This window comes from Dermacoccus sp. GAS27A (assembly GCF_044909235.1).
Classification (GTDB): domain Bacteria; phylum Actinomycetota; class Actinomycetes; order Actinomycetales; family Dermatophilaceae; genus Dermacoccus; species Dermacoccus nishinomiyaensis.
Genome location: NZ_JBIYDW010000007.1, coordinates 87,703 through 106,086, shown reverse-complemented (window position 1 = coordinate 106,086; position 18,384 = coordinate 87,703). Strand labels below are relative to the sequence as shown.

17 protein-coding genes and 1 tRNA gene are annotated in these 18,384 nt (G+C 70.1%); 3 read left to right on the top strand and 15 right to left on the bottom strand.

Features of this window, described 5'->3' with window-relative positions:
* Positions 1 to 2: 2 nt before the first annotated feature.
* From ABH936_RS09015 to ABH936_RS09005, 3 genes are all read right to left on the bottom strand, one after another.
* Complete coding sequence (locus ABH936_RS09015; protein WP_259880256.1) at positions 3 to 467, bottom strand: RidA family protein; 465 nt, start codon at positions 465 to 467, stop codon at positions 3 to 5.
* A 3-nt stretch (positions 468 to 470) separates the two neighbouring features.
* Entirely contained in the window at positions 471 to 626 is a 156-nt protein-coding gene (locus ABH936_RS09010; protein ID WP_118914533.1) for a DUF4177 domain-containing protein, read from the bottom strand.
* Between the two features lie 138 nt (positions 627 to 764).
* Positions 765 to 3,146, bottom strand: a complete 2,382-nt coding sequence (locus ABH936_RS09005; RefSeq protein ID WP_404603062.1) for a transglycosylase domain-containing protein — start codon at positions 3,144 to 3,146, stop codon at positions 765 to 767.
* Between the two features lie 198 nt (positions 3,147 to 3,344).
* Between ABH936_RS09005 and ABH936_RS09000 the strand changes: the two genes are divergently transcribed.
* Positions 3,345 to 3,677: a WhiB family transcriptional regulator gene (locus tag ABH936_RS09000; RefSeq protein ID WP_006943975.1), complete on the top strand. Its 333-nt coding sequence runs from the start codon at positions 3,345 to 3,347 to the stop codon at positions 3,675 to 3,677.
* Between the two features lie 88 nt (positions 3,678 to 3,765).
* Here the strand turns inward: ABH936_RS09000 and ABH936_RS08995 are convergent, their stop codons facing one another.
* On the bottom strand, positions 3,766 to 4,236 hold the full coding sequence (locus ABH936_RS08995) for a GatB/YqeY domain-containing protein (RefSeq protein WP_404603061.1): 471 nt from the start codon (positions 4,234 to 4,236) through the stop codon (positions 3,766 to 3,768).
* A 36-nt stretch (positions 4,237 to 4,272) separates the two neighbouring features.
* Between ABH936_RS08995 and ABH936_RS08990 the strand changes: the two genes are divergently transcribed.
* Positions 4,273 to 5,424, top strand: coding sequence for a metallophosphoesterase (locus ABH936_RS08990; protein ID WP_404603060.1), 1,152 nt, complete (start codon positions 4,273 to 4,275; stop codon positions 5,422 to 5,424).
* 18 nt (positions 5,425 to 5,442) lie between these two features.
* On the opposite strand, the gene ABH936_RS08985 is transcribed toward ABH936_RS08990, so the two are convergent.
* The 11 genes from ABH936_RS08985 to ABH936_RS08935 all read right to left on the bottom strand — a co-directional run bounded on the left by ABH936_RS08985 (position 5,443) and on the right by ABH936_RS08935 (position 16,275).
* Positions 5,443 to 6,120: a response regulator transcription factor gene (locus ABH936_RS08985; protein ID WP_404603059.1), complete on the bottom strand. Its 678-nt coding sequence runs from the start codon at positions 6,118 to 6,120 to the stop codon at positions 5,443 to 5,445.
* Positions 6,117 to 8,756 carry an ATP-binding protein gene (locus ABH936_RS08980; RefSeq protein WP_144707620.1) on the bottom strand — a complete coding sequence of 880 codons (2,640 nt, stop codon included), beginning with the start codon at positions 8,754 to 8,756 and terminating at the stop codon, positions 6,117 to 6,119. Before ABH936_RS08980 ends, ABH936_RS08985 begins: the two co-directional genes overlap by 4 nt.
* 37 nt (positions 8,757 to 8,793) lie before the next feature.
* Positions 8,794 to 9,366, bottom strand: a complete 573-nt coding sequence (gene kdpC, locus ABH936_RS08975; protein ID WP_144707621.1) for a potassium-transporting ATPase subunit KdpC — start codon at positions 9,364 to 9,366, stop codon at positions 8,794 to 8,796.
* Between the two features lies 1 nt (position 9,367).
* The gene (kdpB, locus tag ABH936_RS08970) at positions 9,368 to 11,383 is read right to left on the bottom strand and encodes a potassium-transporting ATPase subunit KdpB (protein WP_144707622.1); all 2,016 of its coding nucleotides are present in this window, start codon (positions 11,381 to 11,383) and stop codon (positions 9,368 to 9,370) included.
* On the bottom strand, positions 11,380 to 13,017 hold the full coding sequence (gene kdpA / locus ABH936_RS08965) for a potassium-transporting ATPase subunit KdpA (protein WP_006943959.1): 1,638 nt from the start codon (positions 13,015 to 13,017) through the stop codon (positions 11,380 to 11,382). The genes kdpB and kdpA overlap by 4 nt, the downstream gene beginning before the upstream one ends.
* Positions 13,018 to 13,028: 11 nt before the next feature.
* The gene (gene kdpF / locus ABH936_RS08960) at positions 13,029 to 13,115 is read right to left on the bottom strand and encodes a K(+)-transporting ATPase subunit F (protein WP_006943951.1); all 87 of its coding nucleotides are present in this window, start codon (positions 13,113 to 13,115) and stop codon (positions 13,029 to 13,031) included.
* 111 nt (positions 13,116 to 13,226) lie between these two features.
* On the bottom strand, positions 13,227 to 13,433 hold the full coding sequence (locus tag ABH936_RS08955; protein ID WP_062256086.1) for a hypothetical protein: 207 nt from the start codon (positions 13,431 to 13,433) through the stop codon (positions 13,227 to 13,229).
* On the bottom strand, positions 13,394 to 13,771 hold the full coding sequence (locus tag ABH936_RS08950) for an alpha/beta hydrolase-fold protein (protein ID WP_006943979.1): 378 nt from the start codon (positions 13,769 to 13,771) through the stop codon (positions 13,394 to 13,396). Before ABH936_RS08950 ends, ABH936_RS08955 begins: the two co-directional genes overlap by 40 nt.
* Before the next feature lie 669 nt (positions 13,772 to 14,440).
* Positions 14,441 to 15,439, bottom strand: coding sequence for a cytochrome c oxidase assembly protein (locus tag ABH936_RS08945; RefSeq protein ID WP_144694308.1), 999 nt, complete (start codon positions 15,437 to 15,439; stop codon positions 14,441 to 14,443).
* 178 nt (positions 15,440 to 15,617) lie between these two features.
* A tRNA-Pro gene (locus ABH936_RS08940) sits at positions 15,618 to 15,694 on the bottom strand.
* 332 nt (positions 15,695 to 16,026) lie between these two features.
* On the bottom strand, positions 16,027 to 16,275 hold the full coding sequence (locus ABH936_RS08935) for a hypothetical protein (RefSeq protein WP_404603058.1): 249 nt from the start codon (positions 16,273 to 16,275) through the stop codon (positions 16,027 to 16,029).
* Between the two features lie 142 nt (positions 16,276 to 16,417).
* Between ABH936_RS08935 and ABH936_RS08930 the strand changes: the two genes are divergently transcribed.
* Entirely contained in the window at positions 16,418 to 18,379 is a 1,962-nt protein-coding gene (locus ABH936_RS08930) for an acyltransferase family protein (RefSeq protein ID WP_404603057.1), read from the top strand.
* Positions 18,380 to 18,384 lie beyond the last annotated feature (5 nt).

The following is an 18,384-nucleotide window of genomic DNA, read 5'->3' as shown; positions in this document are numbered from 1 at the left end:
CCTCAGTCGCGAACGGCGACGGTGATCTCGACCTCGACCGGTGCGTCGAGGGGCAGGACGGCCACGCCGACGGCCGAGCGCGCGTGCACGCCGGCGTCGCCGAAGACATCGCCGAGCAGGTGCGAGGCGCCGTTGACGACGCCCGGCTGGGCCGTGAACGACGGGTTGCTGGCGACGAACCCGACGACCTTGACGACGCGCGTCACGCGATCGAGGTCGCCGATGACGCTCTTGATCGCCGCGAGCGCGTTGAGCGCACACGTGCGAGCGAGCTCGGTGGCCTGCTCGGCGCTGACCTCGGCACCGACCTTGCCCGTCAGCGGCAGCTTGCCGGCGACCATGGGCAACTGGCCGGAGGTGTGGACGTGGTCGCCGTCACGAACCGCCGGGACGTAGGCGGCGACGGGCGCTGCGACCTCGGGCAGTTCGAACCCGAGCTCCGCGAGACGCTTCTCGATCGCGCTCATCGCTCAGGCCTTGGGGCGCTTGAAGTAGCCGACGAGACCGTTGCCGTCGGGGCCGGGCACGATCTGCACGAGCTCCCAGCCGTCCTCACCGAAGTTGTTGAGGATCTGCTGCGTGGCGTGGATCATGATCGGCGCGGTGAAGTATTCCCATTTCTGCATGCCTCCACCCTAGAGCCACCCACCGCCGTCACGGTCGAAGCGGCCCGAGGCAGACCCCACCCCATGACGGCGCGAGGCCCACCCCAGGACGGGGTGGGCCTCGCGAGCCTGCGTCAGTCGGTGCCCAGCACCTGACGATCAGGGCTTGACGTACAGCGTGATCTTCTTGCCCTTGCCGAGCTTCTGGCCGGCCGCAGGGTCGGTCTTGAACGCCTGCCCGCCGGAGACGTCACCGGAGTTCTGCTTCGACACGGTGACGAGGAAACCGGCCTTCTCGAGTGTCGACTTCGCGTCCGCCTCGCTCTTGCCCTTGACGTCGGGGACGCTTACCTCGTCGCCCTGCTTGGTCGCCTCGTCGGGTTCGGCGAGCTTCGCCTTGGGCATGCCCTTCGAAATCGTGTCCATCGTCTCCTTCCACACCGGCGCCGCGATGTCGCCGCCGTACAGGAAGGTGCCGATGTGCTTGCCCCCGATGGAGACGTTCTTGATCGGGTTCTTGTTGTCGAAACCGCGACCCACCCAGACGGCCGTGGAGAGCTGCTTCGTCGAGCCGACGAACCACGTGTGCAGGGATCCGTCGACCGTACCGGTCTTGCCGAAAGCTTCCCGCCCGTCGGCCAGCTTGGCATCAGAGGCGGTGCCGTCGCTGTCGAATACGTGTGTGAAGATCTTCGCCGTTCCGCGAGCCTCCTGCTGGCTGATGACCTGCTTGCACGCCTCGACCTTGAGCGCCACCGGCTTGCCGTTCGCCCGCTTGATCGAGACGACGGGGCGGGGTGCGCAGTACTTGCCGTCCGCCGCGACGGTGGCGAACGCGTTGGCCATCATCATCGGCGAGGACGAGTCGGAGCCGAGCACGATCGACGAGGGGTCGCGACGGATGTCTCGCCACCCGCCCGTCTTGAGGTCACGGGCCTGAACACCCATGAGTTTGAAGGTGTCCCGCACCTTGCACGGCCCCAGCGACGCCACGAGGGCTCCGAAGGCGGTGTTGACCGATTCGGCAGTGGCCTTGCTCAGGCTCATCGGGCCGGACGGCACCGGGTGGTCGTTTCCGACGGACCAGTTGCCGGCACCCTGACCGCACTGGCCGGGGAACGTCTTCGACGTGAAGTTGTAGACCGGGCGCCCGTCCTTCGTGCCGTTCATGGCGGGAACGTTCACCGTCGAGTCGACGGCGCGGCCCTGACGCATCGCCTCGACGATGGCGAAGATCTTCGCCGTCGAACCGATGGGGAAGCCCGAGCGGACCCAGTCGACGGACGTCGAGAAGTGGTTCGATCCGGCGACGTCGTACTTGGCATTCTGCGCCATGGCCTGGACGAGACCCGTGCCGGGTTCGATGATGACGCCCGCCGCCTGCACGTCGGCGCCGTTGCCGGTGGGCACGCGCTTCTTGAGGTTCGAGTCGAGGGCCGACATCTTCTGGGGGTCGAGCGACGTCTGGATCGTCAGGCCGCCCGTCTTCAGCTTGGCGAGGCGCTCCTTGCGGTTCGCGCCGAGCGCGGGCTGGTCGGCGACCCAGTCGGTGACGTAGTCGCAGAAGTACGGGTACTTGCTGCCCTGGCAGCCACCGCCACCGGCGACGTTCGTGACGTTCGTCTTGAGTGGACTCGCGATGGCCGCCTTGCCCTCGGTCTCGCTCACCTTGCCCTGGTCGATCATCTTCTGCAGGACGATGTTGCGGCGCTTCACCGCGGCCTTCGGGTTGTGCACCGGGTCGGTCGAACCCGGCAGGTTGACGACGCCCGCGAGCGTCGCGGCCTCGGGCAGCGTCAGATCCTTCGCCGGGTGGTCGAAGTAATGCTGGGAGGCGGCTTCGATGCCGTACGTGCCGTCACCGAAGAAGACGAGGTTGAGGTAGCTCGTGAGGATCTGATCCTTCGTGTGCGTCTTCTCCAGCTCGACCGCCATCTTGAGCTGCTTGATCTTGCGGACGTAGGCGTCGGTGCCGTGCTGCGCGACGGCCTTCTTCGCCTCTTCCTTGTCGCCGCTCTCGATCGCGGCGCGCTGGGCCGCGACCTTGACGTACTGCTGCGTCAGCGTCGAGGCGCCCTGCGTGCTCGACGACACGAGGTTCGAGGCCACGGCGCGTGCGAGGCCGCGCTGGTCGAGGGCGCCGTGCTCGTAGAAGCGCTCGTCCTCGATGGCGACCTGAGCGTCCTTCATCACCTTGGGGATGGCCGACGACGCCACCACGATGCGGTTCTCGTCGTACGGGGCGGCGATGACGGAGCCGTCCTTCGCCAGGATCTTCGACTGCTGGCTCAACGCGTTTTCGGTGAGCGTGCCCGACATGTCGTCGAACTCCTTGACGCCACCCTTGACGCTCGCGCCCGCGAGGCCCGTGGCGGGGATGAGCAGGCCCGCGAAGAGCAGGCCCAGCGCCATCGAGGTGGCGACGAACGCGCCGAGGAGGCTGAGAACCGAGCCCATCGCAGAACGCTGACGGCCACCGTCAGATTTCTTCCGGGCTTGCTTCTTGGCCGACGCATCGGCGCCAGGAGACTTTCCACGCATGCCGCTCAGCGTATCGGAGCAGCCTGTCAAAGCCTTCGAGGCGCGGTTCGGCGCGCCCCGCGCCGACCGCGTGTACTAACGTTTTTGGTACTCAATCCCCATGGAAACTCACCAGTAACCACGCCTACTGTGCGTATAGCAACCTTTGTATGTGGCGCACGCCACACCGTCATCCGCACCAACAAGGGGAGGGCACCGATGACGATCATGGCCGAAGAAGAGATGCAGACGCCCGTCTGGGACGACAACTGGGCCGCCCGCGCCCAGTGCGCCGCGGCGGCACCTGACGAACTGTTCGCCAAGGGGGCTGCGCAGCAGTCGGCGAAGACGATCTGTCAGCGCTGCCCCGTCGTCGCCGAATGCCTCGCCGACGCGCTCGACAACCGCACCGAGTACGGCGTCTGGGGCGGCATGACGGAGCGTGAGCGCCGCGCGCTGCTGCGTCGCCGTCCGGACGTCAAGTCGTGGGCGACCCTGTTCAAGATGGCGCGCGCCGACGAGGCCGCCGCAGGCATCCGCCGCGAGAGCTGAGACGTGCACGAACGCTGAGGGCCGTGCCGACCGCTGGGGTCGGCACGGCCCTCACCGCCATTCGGGCACCTGAGCCCGCAGCAAGTGATCAGCCCGCGAGCGCCTTCTTGACGACCGCCGCGACGCGCCCACCCTCTGCCTGCTCGCCGATCTTGGGCTTGACGACGCCCATCACCTTGCCCATGTCTTTCATGCCGGATGCGCCCGTGGCGCTGACGGCCTCGGCGACGATCGCGTCGATCTCGTCGTCGCTCAGCTGCTTCGGCAGGTACCCCTCGAGGCACGCAAGTTCGGCGTTCTCCTTCTCGGCGAGCTCGGTGCGCCCGGCGCCGACGTAGGCGTCAGCCGCCTCGCGGCGCTTCTTCGCCTCCTTGACGATGACGGCGAGCACCTCGTCATCGCTCAACTCACGGTGCTCCTTGCCTGCGACCTCGGCGTTCGACACGGCCGTCAGGACCATGCGCAACGTCGCGCTACGCACCTGATCGCGCTCGCGGATCGCGTCGGTCAGGTCGGTGTGGAGAGTGGCCTTCAAGGTGGTGGCACCGGTTGCGTTCATGCGGTCATTCTTCCACCCCGGTGCGAGAATCCCCGCATGAGTTTCCCCGCCCGCCCCCTCCCCCGCGCGCTGTCGCTGGCCGCTGCAGGCACGGCCGCCGGCGGTACGGCGGCGCTGGCCTGGGCCTCGCTCATCGAGCGCAACTGGTACGCGCTGCGCCGCGTCGAGATGCCGGTGCTCGCCCCCGGGACGGCGCCGCTGCGGGTGCTGCACGTCAGCGACCTGCACATCGTGCCGCGTCAGGAACGACGCATCCAGTGGGTGCGTCAGCTCGCGCGGCTCGAACCCGACTTCGTCATCAACACCGGCGACAACCTCAGCGACGAGCACGCCATCCCCGCTGCGCTGCGCGCGATGGGGCCGCTCATGGAGTTTCCCGGCGCGTTCGTCTTCGGTTCGAACGACTACTTCTACCCCAAGCTCAAGAACCCCCTGCGCTACTTCGACGACTCGCATGCCAAGGGCGCGGCGATGCAGACGGGTGAGTTCGACATCGCCCAGTTGCGTGACGGTTTCACCGCGGGCGGCTGGCTCGACCTCACGCATCGACGCGAGCGGGTGCGGGTGGGGGCTGACGGCGTGGCGCTGGAGCTTCTCGGCGTCGACGACCCGCACCTCGAGTACGACGACTACGCGCAGGTCGCCGGTGAGGCCGCGTCGCGCCGAGGTGAGGTGGCCGCGACGATCGGCGTCGTCCACGCGCCGTACACGCGCGTGCTCGACGCGATGACGGCCGACGGCGCGGACGCCGTCATCGCCGGTCACACGCACGGCGGGCAGCTGTGCGTGCCGTTCCACGGCGCGCTCGTGACGAACTGCGACCTCGACACCTCGCGCGTCAAGGGCGTCTCGCGCTGGTGGCCCGGCGCGTCCGGCGTCGACTCGACGCAGGCCGTGCCGATCGGGCCGGGTGCGCTCGCAACGGACGGCTCGCCCCTCGACTCCGCCGCCGAGATCGGCGAGCGCTTCGACGTCCTCGACGCCCACCGCGTGCACAACGACTCGGTCTCGCGCTCGGAGGCTACGGCGCGCGAACGGCGCCGCACCGCGCTGCCGTCGTCCGCCACGCCCGACGACGCGGCGTGGCTGCACGTCTCCGCCGGGCTCGGACACAACAAGTACACGCCCGTGCGCTTCGCCTGCCGTCCCGAGGCGACACTCATCACGCTGACGGCGAAGGCGCACTGACGAGCCCTGCGCGGCGCGTCAGCGCAGCACGTAGCCGATGCCGGGTTCGGTGACGATCCAGCGCGGGAGGGACGGTTCGGGTTCGAGCTTGCGACGCAGCTGCCCGCAGTAGACGCGCAGGTAGTTCGACTCGCGCCCGTACTGCGGCCCCCACACGGCGCGCAGCAGTTGTTCGCGCGGCACGACGCGCCCGCGGTGGCGCGCGAGTTCGGCGAGCAGGCGCCACTCCGTCGGCGTGAGGTGGACGGCCCCCGTCGGCCCGCTCGCCTCGTACGTCGTGAAGTCGAGCGAGAAGTCCGCGGTGACGACGGGCGCCGGGCCGGACGGTTCGGCGCCGCCTCGCCGCAGCGCGGCCCGCACGCGCGCCATGAGCTCCTCGATGCCGAACGGTTTCGTCACGTAGTCGTCGGCACCCTCGTCGAGCGCCTCGACCTTGTCATCGGCTTCCTGACGAGCCGACAACACGATGACAGGCACGCTCGAGCTCTGACGCAGTCGGCGCAGCACGTCGACGCCGTCGAGGTCGGGCAGGCCCAGGTCGAGGACGACGAGGTCGGGCATCGCGTCTGCGCACGTGCTGAGGGCATCGAGGCCGCACCCGACGGTCTCGACGTCCAAGCCGCGCGCCTTGAGGTTGATGCGCAGCGTCCGCGCGATCGTCGGGTCGTCGTCGACGACGAGCACTCGTTCACTCATGACTCACCGCGCGTGGTTGCGTCTGCGAACCGGGTATCGACCGGCTGGTCGGCCTCAGCGTCCTGGGGCCGGGCCTCGGGCGCCGACTCGGGTTCCGATTCAGCGCCGGGCTCGGCCTCGCTCGTCGCACCCGCTGCGTTCGCCACGGCCGGCAGGACGATGACCATCGTGACACCTCCACCGGGAGTGGTCTCCGCCTCCAGCATGCCGCCCATCGCCTCCGTCAGGCCGCGCGCGACGGCGAGACCGAGCCCGATGCCGTCACCCGCGGGTGCGTCGCCGTAGCGCTGGAAGGGCCGGAATATCTCTTCGCGCGCCTCGTCGGGGATGCCGGGGCCGTGGTCGGCGACGCGTAGTTCGACGCGCGGGCCGAGCGCACTCGTCGTCACGACAACGCCGTCGCTGCCGCCGTGACGCAGGGCGTTCTCGAGGACGTTCGCGAGGACGCGGTCGAGCAGGCCGGGGTCGGCGACGACGTGGCGCGCGGCGTCGTCGAGGTGCCAGGTGACGCGATCGGGTGTCTCGAGGGCGCGCACCGCGGGTGTGACGACCTCGGCGAGGTCGATCTCGCGCGGGTTCGCGACGAGCGCGCCGGTCTGCAGCCGTGAGGCGTCGAGCAGGTTGCCGATGAGCGCATCGAGCCGATCGGCCGACGTCTCGACGGCTTCGAGCAGTTCCGCCTGGTCCTCCGGCGAGAACGTCACCTCGTCGCTGCGCAGGCTGCCGACGGCGGCCTTGATGCCGGCCAGGGGCGTGCGCAAATCGTGGGAGACGGCGGACAGCAGCGCGGTGCGCGCCTTGTTGTCGCGCACGAGGGTGTCGGCCGACTCGGCGAGGTCGAGCAGCGCTCGACGGTGCAGCACGGCCGCCGCGTGCATCGCGTACGCCCCCAGCAGCCGCTGCCGCTCGGCGGGGACGGGGCGCCCCACGAGGACGAGGTCGTGCTCGTCGTCGATGCGCTCGACCGTCGTCTTCTCGCGCGGCAGCGCCTGCGCGGCGACGTCGCTGTAGCCGTCCGTCGAGGCGATGACGCTGCGACCCGGCCCGCGGGTGCGCACGACGGCCGCCGCGTCCTGGTCGAACATCTCGAGCGAGCGCGTGAGCAGCAGCGCGAGCTGGTCGGCGGAGGACAGCATCGTGTGGCTGAGTTCGGCGAGCGCCGTCGCCTCCTGGTGCGAGGCGCTGACGTCGGCGGCCCGGCGGGCGCTCGCGTGGACGACGAGCGAGACGGCGGCGCCGATGACGACGAAGAGCACGAGCGCGACGACGTTCTGTGGGTCGGAGATCGTCAGCGTGCCGATGGGCGGGGTGAAGAACCAGTTGATGAGCAGGGACGACAGCACACCGGCCGTGATCGCGGGCGCCATCCCGCCGATGAGCGCGACGACCACGGTGAGCAGCAGGTACAGCTGCACGATGAGCGGCAGCCCGACACCGGAGCGCAGCGGCACGAGCAGGGCGCTCAGCAGCGCCGGGGCGGTCACCGAGGTGAGGAAGCCGAGCCGCACCCGGCGCGTCGACAACCCCTCGCGTTCGGTCGGTGACGAGCCCACGTGCGCGAGCTCGTGGGTGACGACGTGGACGTCGATGTCCTCGCCCGAACCCGCGATGATGCGCTCGCCCGTGCCGGGACGCAGCATCGCCTGGGCCCGCGAGCGCCGGCTGAGGCCGACGACGATCTGGTCGGCGTTGACGCCGCGCGCGTAGTGCAGGACGGCCTCGGCCGCGTCGGGCCCGCTGACGGTGTGGAACGTCCCGCCGAGCTCTTCGGTGAGGCGTCGCAGGCCGCTGACGACGTCGGCCTCGGCGGTGCGCAGGCCGTCGTCGCGCACGACGAAGACGGTGTGCATCTCGCCGCCGCTGCCGCGCGCGGCAATGCGGGCGGCGCGGCGCAGCAGCGTCGCGCCCTCGCGCCCACCGGAGAGGGCGACGACGACACGGTGACGTGTCGGCCACGTACCGACGATGTCATGGTCGCTGCGGTAGGCCGTCAGGCTCTCCTCGACGCGGTCGGCGAGCCACAGCAGCGCGAGCTCGCGCAGGGCCGTCAGGTTGCCCTGGCGGAAGTAGTTGGCGAGCGCCGCGTCGACCTTCTCCGGCTTGTAGACGTTGCCGTGCGCCATCCGCCGACGCAGTGCCTCGGGCGCCATGTCGATGAGTTCGACCTGCTCGGCGCGCCGGACGACGACATCCGGCACCGTCTCGCGCTGCAGCACGCCGGTGATGGCGAACGCCGCGTCGTTGAGCGATTCGAGGTGCTGGATGTTGACGGTGGAGACGACGTCGATGCCCGCCGCGAGCAGGTCCTCGACGTCCTGCCACCGCTTCTCGTGGCGGCCGCCCGGCACGTTGGTGTGCGCGAGTTCGTCGACGAGCGCGACCTGCGGCGCGCGCCGGAGCACGGCGTCGAGGTCCATCTCCTCGAGCGTCGCGCCCCGGTACTCGCGCCGCAGTCGCGGCATGACCTCGAGGCCCTCGAGCGCGACGGCCGTCGCGGTGCGCCCGTGGGTCTCGCAGAAACCGACGACGACGTCCGTCCCCCGCTCGGCCCGGCGTCGGCCCTCGGCGAGCATCGCCATGGTCTTGCCGACGCCGGGGGCCGCGCCGAGGTAGATGCGCAGCGTGCCTCGTGTCATGCGTCCATCTTCTTCTGCCGTCGCGGTTTCCGCCCGCTCAGCGAGCGGCGCGTTGCGCGAGTGCGACGTTGAGGTCGAGCACGTTGACCCGTTCGCCGCCGAGGTAGCCCAGGGCAGGCTTCTCGATGCGGGCGTCGATGATCTTCTCGACGTCGGCGACGCTCATCCCGCGGGCCGCGGCGATCCGCGGTGCCTGCCAGCGGGCGTAGGCGACGCTGATGTCCGGGTCGACGCCGCTGCCGCTCGCGGTGAGCGCGTCGTCCGGGATCGGGCCCGTCGCGTTCGGGTTGGCCTTCGTCAGCGCCGCGCGACGCTCGGCGATCGCCTTCTTCTGCTCGTCGGCGTTCTGGCCGAGGTTCGAGCCGCCGCTCTCGGCGCCGGGGGCGTCGACGGCGGACGGGCGCGCCGCGAACCACTTCGCGTCGCTCGTGGGCTGGCCGATGAGGCTGGAGCCCACCTCGCGACCCTCGGCGCGGACGATCGAGCCGTCCGCCCGGGCCGGCATGGCCCGCGCCACGCCCGTGACGAGCAGCGGGTAGGCGATACCGAGGACGACGGTGAGGACGAGGAGCGCACGCAGCGCGGCCCAACTCTGACGAAGAACGAACATGTCACTTCACTCCCGGGATGACGGACAGGACGAGGTCGATGAGCTTGATGCCCACGAAGGGTGCGATGACGCCGCCGACGCCGTAGACGAGCAGGTTGCGGCGCAGCATCGCGGCGGCACCGAGCGATCGGTACGCCACGCCCTTGAGCGAGAGCGGGATGAGCGCGACGATGACGAGGGCGTTGAAGATGACCGCCGACAGCATCGCCGACTCGGGGCTGTGCAGGTGCATGATGTTGAGCTTGCTCAGGCCCGGGAAGATGACGACGAACATCGCGGGGATGATCGCGAAGTACTTCGCGACGTCGTTGGCGATCGAGAACGTCGTCAGCGCTCCGCGGGTGATGAGCAGCTGCTTGCCGATGGCGACGACGTCGATGAGCTTCGTCGGGTCGGAGTCGAGGTCGACCATGTTGCCGGCCTCCTTCGCCGCCGACGTGCCCGTGTTCATCGCGACGCCGACGTCGGCCTGCGCGAGGGCGGGCGCGTCGTTCGTGCCGTCGCCGGTCATGGCGACGAGACGTCCGCCTTCCTGCTCGGCCTTGATGAGGCGCATCTTGTCCTCGGGCGTCGCCTCGGCGAGGAAGTCGTCGACCCCGGCCTCCTTCGCGATCGCGGCGGCCGTCAGCGGGTTGTCGCCCGTGATCATGACGGTGCGGATGCCCATCTCGCGCATCTGCGCGAAACGCTCGGCCATGCCGGGCTTGACGACGTCCTTGAGGTGGATGACGCCGAGCATGCGGGCGGTGCCGCCGGCGTCACGCTCGGCGACGACGAGGGGCGTGCCGCCGGCCTGGCTGATCGCCTCGACGCGTGCGTCGATGTCGTGCGCCATGTGGCCGCCGAGCTCGTGCACCCACGCGGCGACGGCGGAGCCGGCGCCCTTGCGGATGGCGCTGCCGTCGGGCAGGTCGATGCCGGACATGCGCGTCTGCGCGGTGAACGGAACGGTGACGACGTCGGGGATCTCGGTCGCCGTGAACCCTTCTGCCGCAGCGTATTCGACGATCGAGCGACCCTCGGGCGTCTCGTCGGCGAGCGACGACAGGCAGGCGGCGCGCACGAGATCCTCGCGCGAGATACCCTCGACGGGGACGACGTCACCGGCGCGGCGGTTGCCGTAGGTGATCGTGCCGGTCTTGTCGAGCAGCAGCGTCGAGACGTCACCGGCGGCCTCGACGGCGCGCCCCGACATCGCGAGCACGTTGTGCTGCACGAGGCGGTCCATGCCGGCGATGCCGATGGCGGACAGCAGGGCCCCGATCGTCGTCGGGATGAGGCAGACGAGCAGCGCGACGAGGACGACGAGCGACATGTCGTGGCCCGAGTAGCTCGCCATGGGCCAGATCGCCATGACGGCGAGGACGAAGATGATTGTCAGCGTCGTCAGCAGGATGCCGAGGGCGATCTCGTTCGGCGTCTTCTGCCGTTCGGCGCCCTCGACGAGCGCGATCATGCGGTCGATGAACGTCTCACCGGGCTTGCTCGTGATCTCGACGACGATGCGGTCCGACAGCACCGTCGTACCGCCGGTGACGGCGCAGCGATCGCCACCCGATTCGCGGATGACGGGCGCCGACTCACCGGTGATGGCCGACTCGTCGACCGTCGCGACACCGTCGACGACGTCGCCGTCACCGGGGATGACCTCGCCGGCCTCGACGACGACGCGGTCGCCGACGCGCAGTTCGGTGCCGGGCACGCGCTCCTCGCCGCCGTGCGGCATGAGGCGGCGGGCGATGGAGTCGACGCGGGTCTGACGCAGGGTGTCGGCCTGCGCCTTGCCGCGCCCTTCAGCGATGGCCTCGGCGAGGTTGGCGAACAGGATCGTCAGCCACAACCAGATCGTGACGGAGATCGAGAACACCGACGGGTGGATGATCGACAGCACCGTCGTGAGCACCGAGCCCACCCAGACGACGAAGATGACGGGGGTGCGCACGAGGTGGCGCGGGTCGAGCTTGCGCAGGGCGTCCGGCGCCGATTCGAGGGCCGTAAGGGCGAGTGATGCGTTCACGAGAGGGCCTCCGCGATCGGGCCGAGAGCGAGTGAGGGGAAGAAGGTCAGCCCGGCGACGATGACGATGATGCCGACGAGCAGACTGGTGAAGACGGGCCCGCGGGTCGGCATCGTGCCGGCCGTGGCGGGGCGCCGCTGCTGCGAGACGAGCGCGCCGGCGACGGCGAGCACGAGCACGATGGGCAGGAAGCGTCCGAGGAACATGCACGCCGCGAGCGTGAGGTTGAGGTACGGCTGGTCGGCCGCCAGGCCCGCGAAGGCGGAACCGTTGTTGTTCGACGCCGACGTGTAGGCGTACATCATCTCGCTCAGGCCGTGCGGGCCGTGGTTGAGCAGGGCGTCCTTCGCGACCGGCAGCACGACACCGGCGGCGGTGAACATCAGCACGAGCGCGGGCATGACGACGACGGCGAGCGCCGAGTACGTGATCTCGCGTCGGCCGATGGCCTTGCCGAGCAGTTCGGGCGTGCGTCCGACCATGAGGCCGGCGATGAAGACGGTGAGCAGCGCGAAGATGATGATGTTGTACAGGCCGGTGCCGACGCCGCCGGGCGAGACCTCACCGAGCATCATGTTGAGCATCATGAGGCCGCCGCCGAGGGGGCTCATCGAGTCGTGCATCATGTTGACGCCACCGGTCGAGGTGCCCGTCGTCGCGGTGCCGAACAGCACCGATCCGACGATGCCGAAGCGTTGCTCCTTGCCTTCCATAGAGCCGAGCGCACCGCTGGACTCGGCCCAGATGCCGAGGCCGGCGCTCAGGGTGAACAGGGCGCCCATGGCCGTCGTGAACACCGCGCCCTGACGGCGGTCGCCGACCATGAGGCCGTACATCCACGGCAACGAGAAGGGGATCGCGAGCACGAGGAGGATCTCGAACAGGTTCGTCCACGCGTTCGGGTTCTCGAACGGGTGCGCCGAGTTCGCGTTGAAGAAACCGCCACCGTTCGTGCCGAGCAGCTTGATGACCTCCTGGGAGGCGACGGGGCCGCCCTGGATCGTCTGGCTGCCGCCGACGAGCGTCGTCACGTCGTGCGGGCTGCTGAGGTTCTGGATGACGCCGCCCGCGACGAGCACGAGCGCGCCGACGAACGCGATGGGCAGCAGGATGCGGGTGCAGCTGCGCACGAGGTCGACCCAGAAGTTGCCGATCGTCGCGGCGTTGCTGCGCGCGATCGCGCGGCACAGGGCGACGGCGACGGCCATGCCCGTCGCGGCGGAGACGAAGTTCTGCACGTTCAGGCCGGCCATCTGGACGGTGTACCCGGCGCCCGACTCACCGCCGTAGCTCTGCCAGTTCGTGTTCGTCGTGAACGACACGGCCGTGTTGAAGGCCGTGTGCCAGTCCTGGCTGCGCCCCAGGCCCCAGGGCAGGACGCCCTGCGCCATGATGAGCGCGAACAGCAGCACGACGGACGCGACGCCGAACATGACGCTGGCGACGGCGTACGTGCGCCAGCCCTGCTCGACGCGCGGGTCGACGCCGACGGCCCGGTAGATGAGGCGCTCCGGCGCCCAGTCATTCTCATCCGTGAAGCAGCGGTACATCCAGGTGCCGAGCGGCACGTGGACGAACGCCAGCAGCAGCGCGATGGTGGCGATCATGCAGATCGCCTGAAGAGTGACGTTCATGTGCGCGGCCCTCAGAACTTCTCGGGCCGGATGAGGGCGTACAGCAGGTACCCCAGCAGTGCGAGGGCGATGATGCCCGCGATGACGATTTCGATCATGGATCGAGCGTGCAACCGCCCCGGCGGCGCACCGCTCGTCTTGAGGTCGCCTTGTCGCGTCTTGACGCGTTCTTTACGTCAGGCTCTTCCCCTGCGTCGCTGCCCCGGCGTTCAGGGGCGCGGTGCGAAACCGGGCTGCACCTCGACGAGCCAGTCGAACGAGCGCGGGATCTTGCGCGTCCACACCGACAGGCGGTGGCCGCCGCCCTGCGCGATGCGCGCCGTGACGTCGGTGGGCCGCTTCACCACGGTGAGGAACTCCTTGACGGAGGGGTAGCTCACCTTGTCGGCGTCGGAGGCGAACAGCCACAGCGACACGGGCACCGGGTTGGCTTTCTCCAGGGCGATGAGGTCGTAGCTGCGCGCCTGCGGCGAGTTGGGGGAAACGGCGGGTGGCCGTCGAACTGCGGACGGAAGTAGCCCTGGTAGGCGACGGCGGCGCCGAACGTCGCGGGGTGCTTCATCGTCAGCATCGAGGCGCACCATCCGCCGAGGGAGTACCCCCACGTCGCCCACGACCCGCGCCCGGGCGCGACGGCGAAGGTGTGTTTCACCCACGTCGGCAGCGTGGAGGCGAGCCACGTCTCGGTCTGCAGGCCGTGCGGGTCGTCGATGCACTCCGTGTCGTCGTCGAGGGTGCGGTTGAGTTGCGGCACGACGACGATGGGCGCGGCGATGCGGCGGTCGCTGACAGCCCTGTCGACGCGTGTAGAGGTGGTCGAGCTTGCTGTACGTCTCTGGGCTGCCCGGCAATCCGTGCATCGCGACGATGACGGGGTGACGCGTCGCGGAGTGTTGGTCGTACCCCACCGGCAGCTGGACGTACACCTTGCGCGACGCGGTGGGGCGCCCGTCGGCGTTCTTCGGGCCCGGGATCTCGCACTTCTGCAGGCGCTGACCCGGCTGCGGCAGCGCGGGCAGGGCGTGCGGCGTCGTCGGCGCCGTCGGGGTGGCGCTCGCGGAGGGGCCTGCTGATCCAGGGCGGGCGCCGGCGTGGGCGCGCCGTAGTGACGCGGCGTGTCCGCAGGCGAGTCGCCGAGCAGGTCACCCCAACTCGTGTAGAACGCCTACTCGTTGTTGACAGGGCACCGACGAGCGCGAGCGTGGTGAACAGTGCCGTCAGGCCGAGGCGCGACAGCGCCTGCATCCACGGCTTGCGCCCCCCACGAGCCTCCCCGGACGATGACGACGAGAACGAGTGCCGCGGCGCAGCCGAGCACGATCGGCAGCCACGTCCCGTTCAACCCCATGGAGGAAGGGTGAGGACTCATCTGGGGAATTGCCCGTGAGCCCCGCTGGGAGAACGCTCCGAATCGTGGTGTGCGTCACGTGGAGGGCGTCGACGTCCGATCGGACGCGGCGTCGGCGTCGCCCTCGGAGGCGGTGAGGGTCGCGTCGGCGCTGCCCTCGGACGTGGCGGGTGCCGCGGTGATCCACCACGGCGTCGTCCTGCCGGGGCCGTCGCCGTACTGGGCGTCGAGTTCGGCGTCGGCGCGGAGGGCGCTCGCGCGATCGGCGCGCATCCATTCGATGAAGACGGCTGCGAGCAGGGGCAGCCCGACACTCTCGGCGACGGCGAGCAGCGCTCCCCCGGCGAACTTCTGATCGAGTGAGGTGGACATGTCGCCGCGGTAGGTGGCGGCGGACGCGGCGGAGCCGGGGAAGTGCGGCATGAGCAGATCGTGGTGCGTCATGACGAGGATGCCGGGGATCGCGTCGAACAGGCCGTCGACGCAGGCGAGCAGGACGCGCACGCCGGGCCCGGCCCACGCGGGCAGCAGATCGCCGGCGAGCAGGGGCAGCACGACGGTGACGCCGACGACGAGAAGGTGCACGGTGAGCACGATGCGCATCGGCGTGGAGTCGAGCGCGGCCTGCCCGTAGGGCGTGAAGAAGACGACGATGACGCTCACCATCGCGAGGATCGAGCTGACGAACGGGTACATGAGCGCCCGTCCGAGGTGCCCGCCGAGCACTCGGCGCAGCGCCGTCGACCCCGTCGCGCCCTCGATGACGTCGACGGGGCGCGCGAGCGCGAAGCCGGTCGGGATGACGGCGACGAGCAGCGCGACCTGCAGCGCGAACACCCACATGAGGCGCGTCGACCACACCTCGACAGGCCCGCACAGCGTGTAGGCGAGGGCGCCGGCTCCGAACGTCAGGAACCACGCGAGCCACGAGACGTCAGCTCGTCCGCGACGGCGTGCGCGGATCCAGGGGGCGACGTAGCCGATCGTCACGACTGCGACGAGGAGGGTGCCCCATGAGCCCGGTCGCCAGTCGGTCAGCCATGACGAGGCATGCAGTTCGTTCACAGCGGGCATTGTGCGCGCGTCGGCTGGGAGGGCGGTGAACTCGCCTCGGCGGCGGTTTCGAGCGCGCTCGCGTCTCCTCGGGATCGGGCAACTGCGCACTGCGGCCACGACGCACACGGCTGGGCCCGCATTCGGACGGGTACGGCGAAGGCCCCCATCGGCGAACCGATGAGGGCCTTGCTGACGCTGGTCGGGGTGACAGGATTTGAACCTGCGACCTCGTCGTCCCGAACGACGCGCGCTACCAAGCTGCGCCACACCCCGCGACTTTCGTCATGCGCCACCGATGCGATCGGCAGCGACACCAAACCTTACATGCCGCGGCGCGTCGGCGCTAATCGTCGGGGCACCGTCGTCGCCGACGCCCCGGCGGCCCGTTCGTGAGCTACGTCATCGTGGCCGCGTCGCCACGTCCATCGGGGCGGTCAGGTCATACCATCAAAGGTCAGGGAGGAACGAACGCCAGGGGGAACAATCGTGGGCACGGACCACGACGGGCCACGCACGCCTCGCGGTCGCGGCACGGCTCGTCGCGACGGCGCCGCGACTGCAGGCCGGAGCGGGAGCGCGGCAGGCAGTCGCGACCGCAACGCAGGTCATGGCGGCGTGCCCTCATCGAGCGATGACCTGCCCGCCTGGCTGTTCAGCGCCGACCCGCTGACGTCCCCGCCGCGATCAGCGAACGCTCCCGCAACGTCCTCTCCCGCATCTCGGGAAGCGTCCCCGAGCGCGCGCGTCAAGAACGACGCGGACACGTTGCGCGTCGAGCCGTCGAGGGACGTCGTCGAGACGCCGGCGACGGCGGCGGCCTGGCGCACGACCGTCGGGAAGTCAGTCGACCGCACGAACCGAGCGGCCCGCGAGGCGAGCTCTCGGCCCCGGAGACGCCCCACGGACATGCTCGCGACACCCCCGCGTCAGGCACCCCACCACGCGGAACGGTTGGCCCCGCCGGCTCGCGAATCCGCGGCGAGCAACGCGCCGTCAGTGGACACCGACGCGATGGACGCCACGGCAGACCCCACCACGCCGACCGACACGAGCGCCCCGTCGTCCTCCGACGCCGCGCCACTGGCCTTCGACTCCGCGCCGCCACCCGTCGCGACGCAGGCGCGGCGCGGCCGGCTGCCTGCCCTCGACGGCGTGCGCGCGCTCGCGGTGCTGGCCGTCATGGCGTTCCACTTCCGGGTGCCCGGTTTCAGCGGCGGGTTTCTGGGTGTCGACATCTTCTTCGTCCTGTCGGGCTACCTCATCACGAGCCAGTTGTGGTCGCGCTGGCCGCTGCGCGGCATCGATCTGAAGGCGTTCTGGGCCGCTCGCGTGCGACGCCTCGCGCCCGCCGCACTGCTCCTGCTCGGCGTGACGACGCTCGTCACGGCGTGTTTCCATCCGTCCGGCCTCGCGCAGCAACTGCGCGATTCGGCGGCGGCGCTGACGTACACGTCGAACTGGTGGTACGTGTACGGCGGGCGGCAGTACGGCGACTTCGGTTCGTGGTGGTTCCTCGAACACCTCTGGTCACTCGCGATCGAGGAGCAGTTCTACCTGCTGTGGCCGCTCCTCGTGGCGGGGGTGCTCGTCGCCGTTCGCGCCACACGAACGCGGCGCCACGTCCTGCTCGCCGTGACGATCGGCGGGGCGCTCGCCTCGAGCATCGCGATGAGTGTCGGCGCCTTCGCCTCGACCGGCCGCTGGGCCGACGACCCCACGCGCGTCTACTTCGGCACGGACACGCACGTCATGGGTCTGCTCGTCGGCGCCGCCCTCGCACTGCTGCTCGACGGGCGGGGGTTCCGCTCGCGCCTCACGTTCGCCCCGGCGACGACCCGCATGACGGCCGCCGGCGTCGCGGCGCTCGTCGCCGTCGTCGCCGTGATGACGCAGCTCGACTTCCTCTCGATGGGTTTCTACCGCTGGGGCGGGTTCCTCGTCTTCTCGCTCGTCGTGGCGGCTCTCGTGTGGATCGTCGTCCATGACGGGCCGCTCGCCCGCGCGTTGTCGTGGCGCCCGCTGCGCTACGTCGGCGACCGCTCGTACGGGCTGTACCTGTGGCACTGGCCGCTCGTGACGCTGCCGTTCGTCACCGACGCAATGGCGTCGTCGTGGCTGCTGCCCGCGATCGGGGTGAGCGTCGCGACGTTCGTGCTCGCCGAACTGAGCTACCGCTACGTCGAGATGCCCGTGCGTCGCGCCGGGGTGCGCGCCTGCCTGCGTCGCGCGCGGGGTGCTGTCGTCGACCGCCGTGTCGGCGCCATGGTCGCGAGTCTCGCACTCGCGGCGGCGCTCGTCGTCACGGCAACACAGCTCGTCGCTCACCGTCAGGGGTCGACCGAGACGACGGCACACGTACCCGGGATCGACGCCACGCCCACCCCGGCGCCGTCCGCTCCGACGACGCCGGGGCGCCCCGGGGCGCCGTCGACCTCGGCGAGCCCGTCGTCGAGCAACACCCCCGCGGCCGGGCTCGACATCCACGCCACGAAGCAGCTGAGCATCAGCGTCTGGGGCGACTCGGTGCCCGCGTCCGTCGCACGCAACCAGCTCCCGCACGCCTACCGCACGGTCGACAACCACGCCGCGAAGAGCCAGCAGGCGAACGCGGTGCTCGAGCAGGTCATGGCGGCTGCGAAGGCGGTGACGATCAGGAGCGACGTCGTCCTGCTCCACACCGGCGACAACGGTGTCGTACCGCAGGAGATGCTCGAGAAAACCCTCGATGCGCTGAAGGACGAACGCGTCGTGCTCGTGCTGCCGAAGACCACGCTGGGCACCCAGAAGCAGGCGCTGCATGCGATCCGCGAGGCGGCGAAGGGCCGGCCGTGGGTGCACCTCGTCGACTGGTACGGCGCCTCCAAGGACCACCCCGAGTACTTCATCGACGGCGTCCACCCCACCCTTGCAGCGATGCCCGTCTACATCAGCCTCGTGCAGAGGGCTTCGAAGGACTGACCGCG

Coding starts and splice junctions, on each gene's coding strand:
- ABH936_RS08995 (WP_404603061.1), bottom strand. CDS start 4,236: ATGAACGCAACCGGTGCCACCACCTTGAAGGCCACTCTCCACACCGAC.
- ABH936_RS09000 (WP_006943975.1), top strand. CDS start 3,345: ATGACGATCATGGCCGAAGAAGAGATGCAGACGCCCGTCTGGGACGAC.
- ABH936_RS09010 (WP_118914533.1), bottom strand. CDS start 626: ATGCAGAAATGGGAATACTTCACCGCGCCGATCATGATCCACGCCACG.
- kdpC (WP_144707621.1), bottom strand. CDS start 9,366: ATGTTCGTTCTTCGTCAGAGTTGGGCCGCGCTGCGTGCGCTCCTCGTC.
- kdpA (WP_006943959.1), bottom strand. CDS start 13,017: ATGAACGTCACTCTTCAGGCGATCTGCATGATCGCCACCATCGCGCTG.
- ABH936_RS09005 (WP_404603062.1), bottom strand. CDS start 3,146: ATGCGTGGAAAGTCTCCTGGCGCCGATGCGTCGGCCAAGAAGCAAGCC.
- ABH936_RS08985 (WP_404603059.1), bottom strand. CDS start 6,120: ATGAGTGAACGAGTGCTCGTCGTCGACGACGACCCGACGATCGCGCGG.
- ABH936_RS08990 (WP_404603060.1), top strand. CDS start 4,273: ATGAGTTTCCCCGCCCGCCCCCTCCCCCGCGCGCTGTCGCTGGCCGCT.
- kdpF (WP_006943951.1), bottom strand. CDS start 13,115: ATGATCGAAATCGTCATCGCGGGCATCATCGCCCTCGCACTGCTGGGG.
- ABH936_RS09015 (WP_259880256.1), bottom strand. CDS start 467: ATGAGCGCGATCGAGAAGCGTCTCGCGGAGCTCGGGTTCGAACTGCCC.
- ABH936_RS08980 (WP_144707620.1), bottom strand. CDS start 8,756: ATGACACGAGGCACGCTGCGCATCTACCTCGGCGCGGCCCCCGGCGTC.
- ABH936_RS08945 (WP_144694308.1), bottom strand. CDS start 15,439: ATGCCCGCTGTGAACGAACTGCATGCCTCGTCATGGCTGACCGACTGG.